Here is a 16,179-nt window from a genome sequence, read left to right as displayed (position 1 = left end):
TGAGTCATTGATAAGCGAGGTTTCGTGCGAAAGCTTCCCTCTCCGAGTGGAGAGGGATTGAGGCCTTGCTGAATAGACTTACTGAACGCACAAGAGTGCGACGCAACAACAGCTCAATGAATATTCCGTTGTCGGTTACAAAAACAAAAGACAAAATCAAATAGCATGTCGAAAAAAACATTGGGACTTATTCACACGTCGGCCACGCTGGTGCCGGTATTCCAGGATTTGTGCAAGCGGTTTATACCGGATGTACAAACCTTCAATATTGTTGACGACAGTTTGATTAAAAACGTGATTCAGTGCGGTGAATTAAAACCTGATACAGCGAGGCGAGTTGTGAATTACGCAGCATCGGCCGAAGCTGCCGGCGCTGATTTTATTCTTTACACCTGTTCGTCAATTGGTGCGGCTGTGGAAACGGCAGCGACTTTGAGCAAAGTACCTGTGTTGCGAGTGGATCAGCCGATGGCTGACAAAGCCGTGCAAACAGGAGACAAGATTGGCGTGATTGCAACGCTTCCAACCACGTTGAATCCAACGACTGATTTGGTTAAGCGCCGCGCCGCTGTTGCCGGTAAGGCTGTAACGGTGATTTCTAAATTATGCGAAGGCGCTTTCGATGCGCTTATGGGCGGTGATGCAGCGAAGCACGATGAAATGGTTGCGGCCGCGTTAAAGGAATTGTCGTCGCAGGTTGATGTGATTGTGCTGGCGCAGGCGTCAATGGCAAGAGTTATAGACATGCTGGATGCAGCAGATAAAAAAGTTCCTATTCTTGCCAGTCCGGGTATTGCCATTGAATACCTCGCATCGGTTTTCTAAAAAATACTTGCTGTATGAAAAGAGCGATGCAAATCTGTTTGGTATTGAGTGCCGTTGGTGCTGTTGCGCTGATAGCAGGAATGCTTTTTCATCAGCAAAACATTTGGCAACTGGCTGCGGTGGTCCTGATTGTTGGCTTTGCCATCGGAATGGGCGTCATAAAAAATTTGAAGAGCTATCGTTATACTGCGTGGATTATTGCAGCGGTGGTAACGGCCATGATTTATCCTGCGGCCTTTTCGCATTGGGGCAGTGTTGACTTGCGCAACAAATGGCTGATACTTGTGATTGTTCAACTGGTGATGTTTGGCATGGGCATTCAGATGAGCCTGAAAGATTTTTCGGGCATTGCTACAACCGGTAAAGGCGTTGCGGTTGGTTTGCTCTGCCATTTTTCCATTATGCCGTTAACGGGTTTTGCGCTGACAAGACTTTTTCATTTCGAGCCGGAGATTGCTGCGGGTATTATCTTAATTGGCTCATGTTCCAGCGGGCTTGCGTCAAACGTAATGGCCTACATCGCGAGAGCGAATCTTGTTTTATCTGTGGTAGTCACGGCGCTTTCAACCCTAGCGGCACCGTTTCTGACACCACTTTTAATGAAGTTGCTTGCCGGCACGCTCATCGAAGTAAAGTTTGTGAACATGATGATGGAGATTGTCAAGATTGTGCTTGTACCCATTGGCGCGGCGCTGCTGCACGATTATCTTAAAACCGCTTCGCCGAAAGGATGGAAAATTGTGACTGCCATTTTTATTGCAAGCTTGCTTTGGTTGCTTGCTTTGCCGCTTGGGTTGTGGAGAATTCTTGAAACGGCCATTGCTTCGCCGCAGGCTTTGCAATCGTTGGAAATAATAAGTTTTTTGTTCGGGGCGTTTGTGGTTGGTGTGCTTTATCACATGCTTGCAAAACGATACGCAAAGCTTGACGGAATCATGCCTTATGTTTCCATGTTTGGCATTGTTTATTTCACCGCGGTTACTACTGCAGCCGGACGAGAAAATTTGTTGCGTGTTGGTTTTCTTCTTTTTTTATGTTCGGTGATGCACAACACTGCGGGTTATTTTTTTGGTTATTGGTTAAGCAGAATTTTTGGACTGGACAAATCATCGGCGCGAACAATTGCCTTCGAAGTCGGCCTGCAAAACGGCGGTATGGCATCCGGACTTGCGGGCAGCATGGGAAAGTTGGGAACTGTGGGTTTGCCCGCTGCGGTGTTTAGCCCGTGGATGAACGTCTCGGGTTCGCTGCTGGCCAATTACTGGCGAAGAAGGCCGGTGGAAGAGAAGGTCAAAGAGGTAGCGGCCGCTGAAGAACAATTAAGAGTTGTGAAAGAAGAAAAGTTTGTATGATGGACCAGAGGTCCGTCTATCCATTTGACTTCTGTTGCGTCGCACTCTTGTACGTTCGGTAATTCTATTCAGCGCCGGCAGGCGCTGCACCCTGGTAGAAGACGACGAGCAGACAATACCTCACGGCTCCGTAGGAGTCGAATGAAAGAACTCAATGATTGGTTTCTACAGAGGATGGTGTCCTGCGGAGACCAAGAAAAGATGATAGAAGCTCAGAACGATGAAGAGTGCGACGCAACAGCCGATGCCATGAAAAAAAAAAGCCCGGTACATAAAAATTAAACTCGAAAATGAAGCACTGTTTCACGATATTTTTTTTACTCGTTTTTCTGTCGTCTTTGAAAGCGCAATTGGTTGATAAAACACCGGCGGCTGTTCCGGTTGTACCAACCGTTTACGACCGTGAACCCTGGGAAGATCCATCGGTTAGCGGCATCAATCGTGAACCGTCAAGAGCAACGGCCTATTCTTTTGCAACAATTGACGAAGCGTTAAAAGGCAATCGTTCGCAATCACGCATGATGTCGTTGAACGGTGAATGGGATTTTTCTTTTGCCTTAAAACCCGATGATGCACCGAAAGATTTTTACAAAAGCCGCGTACAGGGATGGAAGAAGATTGAAGTGCCGAGCAACTGGGAGATGAAAGGCTACGACAAGCCGATTTACAAAGGCGCGGTTTATCCTTTCCGGCCGGTGAATCCACCGTATGTGCCGCACGATTACAACGGCACCGGTTGTTATCAACGCACGTTTACAATTCCTGCTGCGTGGAAAGCCATGAACATTACTTTGCATTTTGGCGGCGTTGGCACAGGCTTCAAGGTGTGGCTTAATGGAAAGTTTGTAGGCTATGGTGAAGACAGTTTTAATTCGACAGAATTCAACATTACGCCTTACCTGCAAGCGGGTGAAAACGTTTTGTCGGTGTGGGTCATTCGCTGGAGCGACGGCAGTTTTTTGGAAGACCAGGACACTTGGCGACTGGGTGGCATTCATCGTGAAGTAATGTTGCTCGCAGAACCAAAAGTTCGCATCGCCGATTTCTTTTATCAAACGAAGCTTGACAAAGAATACAAAGACGCAGTGTTGAGCATTCGTCCGCGCATTGACAATTTTACCGGCAAAGAAATTCACGGCTATAACCTGAAGGCGCAACTCTATCGCAACAACCAACCCGTGTTCCAAAAGCCACTCGAACGAAGCGCCGAAAGCATCATCAACGAAATTTATCCGCGGCTCGACAACGTGAAGTTTGGTTTGCTGGAAACAACGGTGAAGAATCCCGATAAATGGAGCGATGAAATTCCGAACCTTTATACGTTGGTGCTTTCGCTTGAAGACAGTACAGGTAATTTGCTCGAAGCAAAGAGTTGCAAGATTGGTTTTCGCAGCATTGAATTTGCAAAGGACAACAGCAAGCTTCTCATCAACGGAAAACAAACTTATTTATACGGCGTCAATCGCCCCGATCATTCTCCTACAAAAGGCAAAGCGTTAAGTCGTGAAGATATTTTGCAAGACGTGCAAACCATTAAGCGTTTTAACTTCAATTGCATTCGCACGTCGCACTATCCAATGGACCCTTATCTCTATGATTTGTGCGATGAATACGGCATTCTCGTGATTGACGAAGCCAACTTGGAAACACACGGTTTGGGTGGAAAATTAAGCAACGACCCGCAGTGGACAGGTGCTTATATGGATCGCATCACACGCATGGCCATGCGGGATAAAAATCATCCGAGCATCATCATCTGGAGTTTGGGCAACGAAGCGGGAAGAGGGCCCAATCATGCGGCCATGTCGGCGTGGATTCATGACTTCGACATTACCCGTCCGGTGCATTACGAACCGGCGATGGGCAATCCACGGTTGGAAGGTTACATTGATCCATCGGACCCGCGTTACTTAAAGTCAAACGATCACTCGCATCGTTTGCAAAATCCGCAAGATGAACCTTGGGTTGACATCGTGAGCCGCATGTATCCCGGCATCTTTACGCCTAAACTTTTGGCTACACAGGCCAACGGTGATCATCGTCCAATCTTTTTTGTGGAGTACTCACATGCAATGGGAAACTCCAATGGAAACCTGAAAGAGTTTTGGGATGAATTTCGCTCAACGCCCCGCGTGATTGGTGGTGCGATTTGGGAGTTTAAAGACCAGGGTATTTTGCAGCGCGACAGCAGCGGCGCAGCATACTATGCTTACGGCGGCGATTTTGGCGAGAAGTATTTCGACAACTTCACCATCAAGGGAATTGTTGCTTCCGACGGAAGACCGAAGGCTGCGATGTATGAATGCAAGCGCATTTTTCAGGGCGCACAATGTGAACTTGTTGATGCGGCAAAGGGACTCATTAAAATCACCAATCGTCATGCGGTAAAAAATCTCGGCGATTACAACGTGAACCTGATTGTGAGAGCAGACGGAAACGTTGTTGTCAACAAAACGTTACCCCGAATTTCGCTTGCCGCAGGAAGAGACACAATCATCAGCATTGCGGCTTATCTGCCGGAAATGAAAAGCGGCGGCGAATATCTTGCGGACATTCATTTTACACTGGTGGAAGACAAGGTCTGGGCGGCCAGGGGCTTTGAAATCGCATCCAATCAATTTGCCTTAACGGGTTTGGCGGTGCAAAAAGCATCGAACAAAATTTATCCGGGCTTGTCGTTAAAAGAAACGGTTAACCGTTACATCGTTTCAGGAAAACATTTTACCGTTGCCTTTGATAAAACAAACGGTGCGCTGATTTCTTACGATTGGAAAGGCAAGGAACAAATTGCACAGCCGTTTTTGCCGCACTTCAAACGGCCGCTTACCGACAACGACCGCCGTGGTTGGAAGCCAAACAAAAGGCTTCACGAATGGTACGAGTCAAGCCTGAAATTAAAAAGCGTTGCGGCCTCTCTCGAAAACAAAGGCATCGCAAAAATTTTAAGTAATTACTCGTTGATAAACGACAGTGCTTCCGTGCAAGTGACGTATTCCGTCAACGGCGACGGTGTAATAAAAGTTGATTACACATTGATGTGCAAACCCGGTCTCCCCAACATTCCAAAAGTGGGCATGCAGGGCGGCATTGAAAGAAGCTTTGACAACATAAGCTGGTACGGCAAAGGGCCGATGGAGAATTACATCGACCGCAGGTACGGTTTTGATGCGGCCATCTACTCGAAAAATATTTTTGAATTCATGGAGCCTTATGCCGTGCCGCAAGAGAACGGCAACAGAACAGACGTGCGTTGGATGTTGTTGGCAAACAAAAAGGCCGAAGGGTTATTGGTTGTTGCCGATAGCCTGCTTTCAATGAGTGCCTGGCCATACACAGAAGAAAACATTGAAAACGCAAAACACACCAACGCATTAAAAGACGCTGGCTATCTTACCTTGAATGTTGACCTTGTGCAAATGGGCGTGGGCGGCAACGACAGTTGGAGCGATGTGGCTGCGCCGCTTGATAAATACCAGATTCCTGCAAAGGACTACTCGTATCGTTTTTATTTAACGCCGTTCACTTCGCAGAAAGAAGCTGTGACCTCTGTGGTAAAAAAGATTCACTACTGAAATCCTTTGCAATGTTTGCACCGTCAAACGTGCAGGAATAATATCGCTGGAAGCGGAAAATCTCGCTTCCTTTTTTCTGTCGCTATAAAATTTTTTACGGTCGTTTGTACTAACGAGTCTTACAACTTCGAAAGTGCTTCAAATGCATGTACGTCGTGGTAAAATAATCCATCTTTTTGAGAAAAGATACCATTGTTGCCGCCCCCTTCGGAACCTAATTTAGTAATGATTATTTATCAGGTACCTGCACCCTTTACATCAACTTTTAAATACGGTTCTGCTATGAAGCAAATTGTGCTTGCTATAGGAGGCGGCCTTCTTATGGCCCTTCCCGCCGCTGCATCTCCTGAATTCAAGAGCAACGAAAAATTTTCCGGCAACAAATGGTGGCAACAAACCCAAAGAGTTTCGGGTGTTGTTACGAACGAAGCCGGTGAGCCTTTGTCGAACGTTACGGTTCAGGCAAAAGGTACATCAAAGACAACCATTACCGCAACCGACGGAAGCTTTTCGCTCGAGCTCCCGTCTGGCGCTAAAACTCTCGTCTTCTCTTACGTGGGCATGGAAACACAAGAACTGCCCGTTGATCAGCGAACATCTTACCGCATTAAACTTTCCGCCGCAGCCAATACCCTGAATGACGTTGTGGTGGTTGGTTACGGCACGCAGCGCCGCATTAATCTTACCGGTTCGGTCAGCACCGTTTCGGGTGGAACCTTAACGCAACGTCCGGCGCCAAACGCAGCCAATTTGCTCGAGGGGAGAGTATCGGGACTTCAGGTTACACAGCCTTCAAGTGAACCTGGCAGAGATAATCCCAACCTCTTGATTAGAGGACGTGCAACCTTTGGCGGCAGCACTGGACCGCTTGTTTTGATTGACGGCGTTACAGGCTCTATCAACAATCTTTCGCCCGACGACATCGAGAACATCAGTGTGTTGAAAGATGCCGCCTCCGCAGCCATTTACGGTTCAAGGGCCGCCAACGGCGTTATTCTCGTTACAACAAAAAAAGGGCGCAAGGGACAAACCACCGTTAGCTATCGTGTAAACGTAGGCGTATATACGCCTACGGCAATGCCGGATTTTATTACCAATTCGGCCGAATACATGACGCTGTACAATGCGGCTGCAGCACGCAGTGGCGTGGCTTTTCGCTACGATTCTGCGGAAATAGCGAAGTATAAAAATGCAACAGATCAAAACGCATATCCCAACTTCGATTACGTTGATTACTATTTTAAATCGGCCGTTGTAAGCAACCACAATATATCCTTATCAGGTGGCAATGAGCGCAACACCTTTAACCTGTCGCTTAGCTATTTAAACCAGGATGCCATGCTTCCCGGCTACAGCTTCAAAAAGTACAACGGGTTGTTTAACTATACGAGCCAAATCAACGACCGTATTACGATTGGAACGTCCATGAACCTCACGTACAAAGACCGGCAGGAGCCGCCTTTTACGAGCGAAAACTTCGCGTTGGCTGTGTATGCGGCGGGTCCGCTTTACGGTCCTTTTTTGCCCGATGGCAGCGGCCGCATTGTATCGAGAGCTTACCAGGCGGAAGGCCGGAATCGTAACCCGCAGGAAATGCTTGCAATGGGGTGGCAGAACACGAAAGAGTACAACCTGAACGGACAAGCTTACATTGATATTAAAATCCTGAAGGGATTGACCTGGACATCGAAAGTGGCGTTGAACTATGTTGATGAATACTACAAAATGTACCAGCATCCGTACAGTGCTTATTTGTTGCAGCAGAAAGATCCGGCAACCGGCGATTACCAAACGGGTTCCAGCGCCTTCTTTGGCCCGGACTACCTTGGCGTAACCGATCAGTATTCAAAAACCATTACACCAACAATTTATTCGGTAGCAAACTACGAAACGAAAATTGCCAAAGACCACGACGTGAAGGCACTCGTTGGTTTTGAACAAGTGTACAGCAAGTTTCAAACCTTGCGGGCCCGAAGATTAAACGGCGTATCAACTGCGTTGACGGAACTTGCCGGTTATACAAATACGGGTGAAGCCATTAACGCCACGTACCCGCGTTTGCCGGGATTATCCGCGCCTTACGAATGGGCCTTGCAATCTTTCTTTGGCCGGGTTAATTACGCTTACAAAAACAAATACCTGCTCGAAGCGAACCTTCGTTATGACGGAACATCAAGGGTTTCGCCCGATTACCGCTGGGGTGTGTTTCCCTCTGTTTCGGGAGCCTGGCTTGTGTCGCAGGAAGACTTTTTCAACAAGAACGTAACCTTCCTTAACAACCTGAAGCTGCGTGCTTCTTACGGCACGTTGGGCAACCAGGAAATTGGAAACTATGCTTACCAGAATGTTATCACCGTTAGCGGCGTCAGTTATCCCTTTGGCAACACCACACCGGCACAGGCCGCGGTTTTAAATTCTTACAAAGACCAAAGCCTGCAATGGGAAACAACCCGCATAGCTGATTTTGGTTTGGATCTTGATCTGCGTAGGGGATTGTTTGGGTTAACCTTTGACTGGTTCAAAAAAACCACCTCTGATATTCTGGCTTCGCAACCGGTGCCTGCCAGTTTGGGACTTTCTTCCCCTACGTTTAACAACGGCAAAATGGAATCGAGAGGCATTGAACTGGAACTCCGGCATCAAAATCAAATCGGCGCTTTTCATTACGGTGTGAACGCACAAATTTCTACGGCCAATAATAAAGTGCTTGACATCAAAGTACCCAGCATCGGCACCAGCATCAACCAGGTTGGCTTGCCTTATGGCTCGCACTATTTGTACGTCTGGGACGGCATCTTCCAGGTAGAAGATACCGCCGCCGGAAAAGTGCCAAAGCACGTACTCAATCCCAATCCAAAGCCGGGTGATTTAAAAATGAAAGACATGAACGGCGACGGCGTGGTGGACGCAAACGACCGCATGGTGGTGAAAGGTGCTTACCCTGATTACATCTATTCCTTTGGCTTTAATGCCGATTACAAAGGCTTTGGCATAAGTGCTTTCTTTCAGGGCGTTCAAGGTTTAAAAAACAGGGTGAACAATTGGGGTGTTGATCCGTTTATGCAAGGCACAGCGCCAACAACCAAGTGGCGCGATGCGTGGACGCCGCAAAACCGTAGCAACACCTTGCCGGGCATTTACGTAGCCGGTTACACAGGCGTTGCCGCTTATGCTGGTTCCACTTATTACTTAATGGATGCTTCTTACTTGCGCTTGAAGAACGTGGTCTTGTCCTATACGTTTCCGAGAGCAATTTTCTCCAAAATAAAAGCCAGGGATTTAAGCATTTACGTTTCGGGTGAGAACTTGTTTACCATTACGAAATACGAAGGCAGCGATCCGGAAAGAAGCAGCACCACGGGCAACTACGTGCAGTATCCGCAAGCCCGCGTTTTAAATGTTGGTTTAAACGTTAAATTCTAAAAGCATGACGACGAAAAATAAATTTCTTGCAGCGCTCTTTTTGTGCTTGCTGGCAACAGGTATTTCGTGCAGCAAAAACATTCTTGATAAAAATCCGCCCGACAGTGTTTCAACGGATATTTTCTGGGCTTCGGATGCGGATGTGCAAAGCGGACTTGCCGGCGTTTATTCCCGCTTGCAACAAAATTTTCTTGGCTACGAAAGAGTGTATTTGGACGGCTTAACCGACAATGCCTTCCTTTGGGACAATACCAATCAGGCCAATTTTAGCCTGATGACAACCGGCAGTCTGTCGGCCTCTTTATCCGGTGCCCTGGGAAATTTTTACAGCACGCCTTACCGGGCCATTGCCTCTTGCAATTATTTTTTAGACAACGTGGATAAAGCGCCGGTTTCCGACGCACAGAAAAGCATTTACAAAGCAGAAGTCCGCTTTATTCGGGCACTGGCTTATTTTGATTTGGTGCAGGCTTACGGCGGCGTGGTGATTTACCGGAATTTTCCGTCAACGCTTGAAGCGGCCAAAATTCCCAAAAGCACCAAAGAACAGGTGTATGCTTTTATTGAAGAAGATCTTGACTTTGCCATTGCCAATCTGCCGGATGTTAAATACAACGGCCATGCGGTAAAAGGAAGTGCGCAAGGCTTGAAAGGACGGGTGTTGCTGACGGAGCAGAAATGGGCCGACGCAGCAGCCATTCTTCAACAAATTATTTCGGGTGGAAAATTTGCCTTGTCAAACAATTATGCGGCTTTGTTCAGAACTGCGGGCCAGGCAACACCTTCTGTCAATACAGAGATCATGTTCTCTACACAATACCTGGCCACCACCAACCCGCAGCGAACAAGTCCCGGTGCCGCCGGAATGGACATTGAATTGGGATGGTATTCGCTCATGCAACCGTATCAGGATCTGGTGAATGATTACGAAATGACCGATGGCAAACCCATTACCGAGTCGCCTTTGTACAATCCGGCGAATCCTTATGCTAACAGAGACCCGCGTCTTGATTTATCCATCAAGTTGCCGAATGAAGTCTGGAAAAATCCAAATACAAACGTGGTGTGGGCTGGGAGTTATACATCGTTTACGGGTTACCTGGTAGAGAAGTACGTTGATTTGACAAGAGCGCCGTTTACAACCGCCACCGCTACGCAGACGGATCAGGATTACATTCATCTTCGTTATGCCGATGTGTTGCTAATGTATGCCGAAGCAAAGAATGAACTCAGTGGCCCTGATGCATCGGTGTATAACGCAATTAACCAGGTGCGTGCAAGGCCCGGCATCAACATGCCACCGGTAGATCAGGCCAAATACAACACGCAGGCAAAGCTTCGCGATTACATCCGTCACGAAAGAAGAGTGGAGTTTGCCTTTGAAGGACAGCGGTACAATGACTTGAAGCGCTGGAACATTGCGCACATCAAGTTACCGACATTGTCAACGCCGGCCGGCAAGCCTTTGGTGTTTAACACCAACAATTACCTGTTGCCGTTTCAACAAAGCGAGTTGGACAACAATCCGTATCTGGTGCAGAACCCCGGGTATTGATTTGTTGTTTTACCCTTGTTTTGAAGTTCATAAAAGCAGTCTCTCACAAAGCAGAACACCATGTCAAAAATTATTTTAAACGGAATTACCTGGGGACACAGCCGCGGCATTACGCCGCTGCTGGCCTATAGCCAGCGGTTTAGTGAGTTGCACCCGAACGTGGAAGTGGTTTGGAAAAAACGAACCTTGCAGGAGTTTGCCGATTACCCCATTGAGTTGCTAACTAAGCATTACGATCTGCTGATCATTGATCATCCCTGGGTAGGTTGTGCTGCGGCTTTGCGTTGCGTACTTCCGCTTGATGAACATTTGCCTATAGCTTATTTAGACGAGCAAGCCACAAATTCCGTCGGCGCTTCGCACCAAAGTTATTTTTATCAAAATCATCAATGGGCCTTGGCTATTGATGCCGCCACACCCGTTGCGTCACACCGCAAAGACTTGTTTCAAAAACACGGCGTTAATCTGCCGCAAACCTGGGATGACGTTCTTGCATTGGCAAAAGAAGGCAAGGTGGCTGCACCAGCCATTCCCATTGATTTGCTGATGAACTTTTACACGTTCTGTATTGCACAGGGCGCAGAGCCTTTTCAAAGCGAAGAAGAAGTGGTTGATGCGACAACGGGATTGAAAGCATTGGACACCATGCGGGAATTTTATTCGCTGCTCGACAAGAGCATGTTTGGCCGCAATCCCATCGCGGTGGCGGAAGTCATGTCGAAAGAAGACGACTATTGGTATTGTCCTTTCGCATACGGCTATTCAAATTATGCACGGAAAGGTTACGCGAAGCACTTGCTTCATTACACCGATGTCGTTTCCTTCAACGGCGAAAAATTGTGCACAACCATTGGCGGAACGGGCATTGCCGTTTCGTCTTTCAGTGAACACACAGATCTTGCCGTTGCGTTTGCAAAAGAAATTGTGTCGCCCGAAATTCAATCCACTTTTTACGTGGAGCACGGCGGCCAGCCGGGACATCTATCAGCATGGAAAGACGAAGCCGCAAACCGTCTTTGCCACGATTATTTTGAAAGCACTTTTCCCGCTCTGCAGCGCGGATACGTGCGGCCGCGTTACAACGGTTATTTACATTTTCAGGACAACGCCGGCGAACCCTTGCAGCAATTTTTATTGCACGGCGGCAATCCTGAAAAAGTTTTGCGCGACATGAACGCATTGTACTGTCGTTCGCTTTCTCATCATCTTCACAAAACCTTTGCATGAAACACCTGCCATTAAAAGGACTGAAAGTTTTAGAATTCAGTCAATACTTATCGGGACCATCCGCTGGTTTGCGGCTGGCCGATATGGGTGCACGGGTTATAAAAATTGAACGTCCAAAAGGTGGTGATGCCTGTCGGCAGTTGGCCATCAAGAACATGTGGGCCGACGAAAGCAGTTTACTTTTTCACACCATCAACCGCAACAAAGAAAGCTTTGCGGCCGATTTAAAAAATCCGGATGATCTGCTTTGGATAAAAAGGCTTATTAAAGAAGCCGATGTTGTCACGCACAATTTCCGTCCGGGTGTAATGGAAAAAGTGGGGCTGGATTATGCTTCTGCAAAAGCTATCAACCCAAAAATTATTTACGCGGAAATAACGGGTTACGGCAAAGAAGGTCCGTGGAAAGACAAGCCCGGTCAAGACCTGTTGTTGCAATCTCTTTCGGGATTGGTTTACACCAGCGGAAACGAGAACGATGACCCGGTTCCGTTCGGCATTGCCATTGCGGATATTTTGTGTGGAGCGCATTTGGTGCAGGGCATTTTGGCCGCCCTCATTCGCCGCCAGAAAAAAGGCGTTGGCGCTTTGATTGAAGTCAGCTTGCTGGAATCTTTACTGGACTTTCAATTTGAATTACTCACGACTTATTATTCCAGCGGCGAGCAACCGCGCCGAAGCCGCTTTAGCAACGGTCATCCCTTGCTCAGTGCACCCTATGGCATCTTTGAAATTACCGATGGCTTTTTGGCCATTGCCATGGTGCCTCTTGCAAAACTCGCTAACGCGTTGGACTGTGCACCGCTTCGCAATTTTTCGCAGGAAGAGGCCTTTAGTCGCCGTGACGAGATCAAAGAACTTCTTGCCCAATTTTTAAAACAACATTCCGCTTCCCACTGGTTGCGCAAATTGCAGCAGCACGACATCTGGTCCATGCAGGTTTTGAACTGGCGCGAAATGAAAGCACAGGAAGCCTACCGGGTTTTGCAGATGGAACAAACCATTAACGTTGACGGAAAGAATATAGTTACTACACGTTGCCCGGTGCGCATCAACGGCGAACGGTTGTTTTCAAAACGGCCCGCGCCAAAATTGGGCGAGCACACCGAAAGGCTTAAAGCCGAACTTCTAAATGTAACGACATGAATTTGTTAGAGGACATTGTTGTGATAGATTTCAGCCAGTTTCTTTCCGGGCCGTCTGCCGGTTTGCGCCTGGCCGATATGGGTGCACGGGTTATAAAAATTGAACGCCGAGGCGTGGGCGACATTTGCCGCGAACTGTATGTGTCGGATGTGATGATTGAAGGCGAGTCAACCATCTTTCACGCCATCAACCGCAACAAGGAAAGTTACATGGCCGATTTAAAAGACACCGATGATTTGCACAACGTCAAAGAGCTTTTAAAAAGCGCCGATGTGCTGCTGCACAATTTCCGTCCCGGCGTGATGGAGCGTTTGGGCCTCGGATACGAAACGGTGAAAGAACTGAATCCATCGTTGGTGTATGCGGAGATTAGCGGGTATGGCAACGAAGGGCCCTGGAGAGATTTACCCGGTCAGGACTTGCTTTTGCAGTCGGTTTCGGGCCTTGCGTGGTTAAGCAACAACAACAGCGACACGCCAACGCCGATGGGCGTTGCCGTTGCCGACATACTTGCCGGTACACACATTGCGCAAGGCATTTTAGCTGCGCTTTTTCAGAAAACAATTACCGGCGAGGGCGCATTGGTGCAAGTAAGCATGCTGGAAAGCGTGTTGGATTTTCAATTTGAAGTGTTGACCTGCTTTTACAACGACGGCAATGAACTGCCGGTGCGCAGCAACGTAAACAACGGCCACGCTTACATTGCAGCGCCGTACGGCATTTACAAAACAGCAAACGGTTATCTTGCGTTGGCGATGGGTGATATCTTGCGCCTTGCTGATTTGTTGAAATGCGAAGGCTTGAAAGTCTTCACCGATAAAAAAGAATGGTTCAGCAAACGCGACGAGATAAAAAAGGAATTGGCGCAGCACTTAAAAACCGGCACTACCGAACAGTGGTTGTCCATTTTGCAACCCGCCGACATTTGGTGCGCACAAGTGCTCAACTATGACGAGTTGATGAAAGAAGAAGGCTACAAAGTGTTGAACATGGAGTTGAAAGTCAAGACGAGCAACGGTCTTGAAATTACAACAACGCGTTGTCCTATCCGGGTGGACGGACAGTTGTTGGTTTCTCCTGTCGGCGCTCCGCAACTGGGTGAGCACAACGCGCAAATTGAGGCCGAGTTCCTTCCGTCGCAAGTCGTTTTAAAAAATTAATTTCTATAATGGCGCAGCGAATTATTGATACGCATTTGCACGTTTGGAATTTTGACAAGGCTTATTACTTGTGGCTGGAAGGCGATACGTCCATTCTTAACCGTACGCATCACATTGAAGAAGTAGAAGAGGAGCAAAAAAAAGTTGGTGTAACCGGCGTGGTGCTCGTGCAATCGGCAAACAATTATGAAGACACGGATTGGATGTTGGAAGTGGCCGAAAGAAAAGAATCCGTTGTAGGCGTGGTAGGTTGGTTGCCGCTGATGCAATCCGATCAAACGCAAGAATTGTTGGAAACAAAATATTTGCGCAACAAGTATTTCAAAGGCATGCGTCACCTCATTCACGACGAAACCGACCCGCGTTGGTTGTTGCAGGAAGAGGTGCTAGAAAGCCTGAAAATATTGGCGGAGAACAATCTTCCGTTCGACGTGGTTGGCGTATTGCCGGAACACATCGAAACCGTGCTGAAGGTTGCGCAAAAAGTTCCTTCGTTAAAAATGGTTTTCGATCACCTGAACCATCCGCCAATTGCAAGCGGAGAAAAGTTTGGCCGTTGGGGCGACCTGATGAAAGAAGCGTCGGCCCTTCCAAATTTCTTCGCGAAGATTTCCGGTTTGGGTACGGTAACAAAAAAACAAGATTGGTCGGCAGAAGACATTAAGTCCTGTGTGGCCTTTGCGCTGGAAAACTTTGGCGCAGATCGTTGCTTTTGCGGTGGCGACTGGCCTGTGTCTTTATTGGCCGGAAGCTATGCGTACACATGGAATGTCTATAAAAGCGTGATTGATTCCCTGTTGCCTGAGGCACAACGAGAGAAAGTGTACGCAGGCAATGCGGTTTCTTTTTACAATCTTTAAGTTCTTTGAAGAAAGGGAGCGATGGTCACGACAACTCCCTATTGACCATTCACCATCACTGTCATCAGTCTTTGCGAATAGAACGGTACTTCTTGGGCGAAACGCCGATGGTTTTGCGAAAGCGCCGCGAAAAATAATACGGATCGTCGAAGCCAAATTCAGCCGCAATGTCTTTGATGGATTGGTCGGTGAAGTCAAGTGCCTGGCTGGCCTTTTGCATTTTAAGCTGAATAAAATAATCAATGGGCGAATAACCCGTTCGTTGTTTGAAAAGACTGGAAAACCGCGACGATGAATAATGAAAATGGTCGCAAAGGTCTTGCAGCGTAAGATTGTTGTTGATGTTGTCCTGCATAAAACGAATGGCATCGTCAATGATGCCCGGCTTGCCGACGCCGGCGTCAAAGTGCTTGCCGTTGTAAAGAAAAAGCGTCAGGAAATGCGAGAGGCAAAAGTTGGAAAAAACAAGGTTGTCAATGCTGTAACCCGATTCAAGCGTTTTGTAAATTTTGTTGAACAAAGCCACAATGTTGTCGCTTGTTTTAATGTGCGCCGGGCGGCAATGTTCTTTCACCGTCGGCAAGGCGTTAAAGTCGGCAAGCGACGTGCCGCCGAAGTGAATCCAATAAATGCTCCAGGGCTCGTATTCATTGCTTCCGTAAGCATGTTCTACGTTTTGCGGCAAAATAAAAAATTCGTTGGGGCTTACGTCAAAACGTTCGTTGCCGATCTTGTACCAGCCCTTTCCGTCCACGCAAAAGAAAAGAAAGTTTTCGGGCAAGCCTTTTTTGCGGTACGTGTAATGCCCTTTGGCTTGGGGGTAATAACCAAGGCTGGCAACGTAAAGCGATTGCAACAAGGCGTTGCTGAGTACCTGCGCTTTCAGCACCGTTTTTGGAATTTCAATCCGTTGCCGTCCGGTGCCGTGCCAGATGTTTTTATACGAGCCTTCTTTGGCAATTGTTTTCATGCAGCAAAACTTGGAAGCGTAAAATAAAAAAGAACGGGCCTAACCCCAACAGCTTTTTCTGAAAGCGGGCAGACGGTGCTAAAGCCCTTC

The 16,179-nt window shown here is 47.7% G+C and carries 10 protein-coding genes; 9 read left to right on the top strand and 1 reads right to left on the bottom strand.

Translation table 11 applies throughout. The features are described 5' to 3' along the window. The first annotated feature begins 165 nt into the window (after nt 1-165). The 9 genes from FSB75_RS07080 (at nt 166) to FSB75_RS07040 (ending at nt 15,119) form a co-directional block, all read left to right on the top strand. A complete protein-coding gene (locus tag FSB75_RS07080) occupies nt 166-825 on the top strand; it encodes an aspartate/glutamate racemase family protein (protein WP_146784806.1) in 660 nt (219 codons plus the stop codon). A gap of 14 nt (nt 826-839) precedes the next feature. Beyond that, nucleotides 840-2,177 (top strand): bile acid:sodium symporter family protein, encoded by a 1,338-nt coding sequence (locus FSB75_RS07075; RefSeq protein WP_146784804.1) that lies wholly within the window; start codon nt 840-842, stop codon nt 2,175-2,177. Between the two features lie 290 nt (nt 2,178-2,467). Next, entirely contained in the window at nt 2,468-5,749 is a 3,282-nt protein-coding gene (locus FSB75_RS07070) for a glycoside hydrolase family 2 TIM barrel-domain containing protein (protein ID WP_146784800.1), read from the top strand. Between the two features lie 282 nt (nt 5,750-6,031). Continuing rightward, on the top strand, nt 6,032-9,172 hold the full coding sequence (locus FSB75_RS07065; protein ID WP_172623085.1) for a SusC/RagA family TonB-linked outer membrane protein: 3,141 nt from the start codon (nt 6,032-6,034) through the stop codon (nt 9,170-9,172). A gap of 4 nt (nt 9,173-9,176) precedes the next feature. Then, complete coding sequence (locus FSB75_RS07060) at nt 9,177-10,727, top strand: RagB/SusD family nutrient uptake outer membrane protein (protein WP_146784794.1); 1,551 nt, start codon at nt 9,177-9,179, stop codon at nt 10,725-10,727. A gap of 60 nt (nt 10,728-10,787) precedes the next feature. After that, the gene (locus FSB75_RS07055; protein WP_146784791.1) at nt 10,788-11,954 is read left to right on the top strand and encodes an ABC transporter substrate-binding protein; all 1,167 of its coding nucleotides are present in this window, start codon (nt 10,788-10,790) and stop codon (nt 11,952-11,954) included. After that, nucleotides 11,951-13,099 (top strand): CaiB/BaiF CoA transferase family protein, encoded by a 1,149-nt coding sequence (locus tag FSB75_RS07050; protein ID WP_146784788.1) that lies wholly within the window; start codon nt 11,951-11,953, stop codon nt 13,097-13,099. Before FSB75_RS07055 ends, FSB75_RS07050 begins: the two co-directional genes overlap by 4 nt. Continuing rightward, nucleotides 13,096-14,259 carry a CaiB/BaiF CoA transferase family protein gene (locus tag FSB75_RS07045; RefSeq protein WP_146784785.1) on the top strand — a complete coding sequence of 388 codons (1,164 nt, stop codon included), beginning with the start codon at nt 13,096-13,098 and terminating at the stop codon, nt 14,257-14,259. Before FSB75_RS07050 ends, FSB75_RS07045 begins: the two co-directional genes overlap by 4 nt. Before the next feature lie 8 nt (nt 14,260-14,267). Further along, nucleotides 14,268-15,119 (top strand): amidohydrolase family protein, encoded by an 852-nt coding sequence (locus FSB75_RS07040; RefSeq protein ID WP_146784782.1) that lies wholly within the window; start codon nt 14,268-14,270, stop codon nt 15,117-15,119. 64 nt (nt 15,120-15,183) lie between these two features. Here the strand turns inward: FSB75_RS07040 and FSB75_RS07035 are convergent, their stop codons facing one another. After that, nucleotides 15,184-16,089, bottom strand: coding sequence for an AraC family transcriptional regulator (locus tag FSB75_RS07035; protein ID WP_146784779.1), 906 nt, complete (start codon nt 16,087-16,089; stop codon nt 15,184-15,186). Between the last annotated feature and the right edge of the window lie 90 nt (nt 16,090-16,179).

The organism is Flavisolibacter ginsenosidimutans (genome assembly GCF_007970805.1).
Lineage (GTDB): Bacteria > Bacteroidota > Bacteroidia > Chitinophagales > Chitinophagaceae > Flavisolibacter > Flavisolibacter ginsenosidimutans.
This window is presented reverse-complemented; position numbering and strand designations above follow the sequence as displayed.

What these genes read in the sequence shown, in the direction of transcription:
- FSB75_RS07080 (WP_146784806.1), top strand. Translation starts at nt 166, where the DNA reads ATGTCGAAAAAAACATTGGGACTTATTCACACGTCGGCCACGCTGGTG.
- FSB75_RS07075 (WP_146784804.1), top strand. Translation starts at nt 840, where the DNA reads ATGAAAAGAGCGATGCAAATCTGTTTGGTATTGAGTGCCGTTGGTGCT.
- FSB75_RS07070 (WP_146784800.1), top strand. Translation starts at nt 2,468, where the DNA reads ATGAAGCACTGTTTCACGATATTTTTTTTACTCGTTTTTCTGTCGTCT.
- FSB75_RS07065 (WP_172623085.1), top strand. Translation starts at nt 6,032, where the DNA reads ATGAAGCAAATTGTGCTTGCTATAGGAGGCGGCCTTCTTATGGCCCTT.
- FSB75_RS07060 (WP_146784794.1), top strand. Translation starts at nt 9,177, where the DNA reads ATGACGACGAAAAATAAATTTCTTGCAGCGCTCTTTTTGTGCTTGCTG.
- FSB75_RS07055 (WP_146784791.1), top strand. Translation starts at nt 10,788, where the DNA reads ATGTCAAAAATTATTTTAAACGGAATTACCTGGGGACACAGCCGCGGC.
- FSB75_RS07050 (WP_146784788.1), top strand. Translation starts at nt 11,951, where the DNA reads ATGAAACACCTGCCATTAAAAGGACTGAAAGTTTTAGAATTCAGTCAA.
- FSB75_RS07045 (WP_146784785.1), top strand. Translation starts at nt 13,096, where the DNA reads ATGAATTTGTTAGAGGACATTGTTGTGATAGATTTCAGCCAGTTTCTT.
- FSB75_RS07040 (WP_146784782.1), top strand. Translation starts at nt 14,268, where the DNA reads ATGGCGCAGCGAATTATTGATACGCATTTGCACGTTTGGAATTTTGAC.
- FSB75_RS07035 (WP_146784779.1), bottom strand. Translation starts at nt 16,089, where the DNA reads ATGAAAACAATTGCCAAAGAAGGCTCGTATAAAAACATCTGGCACGGC.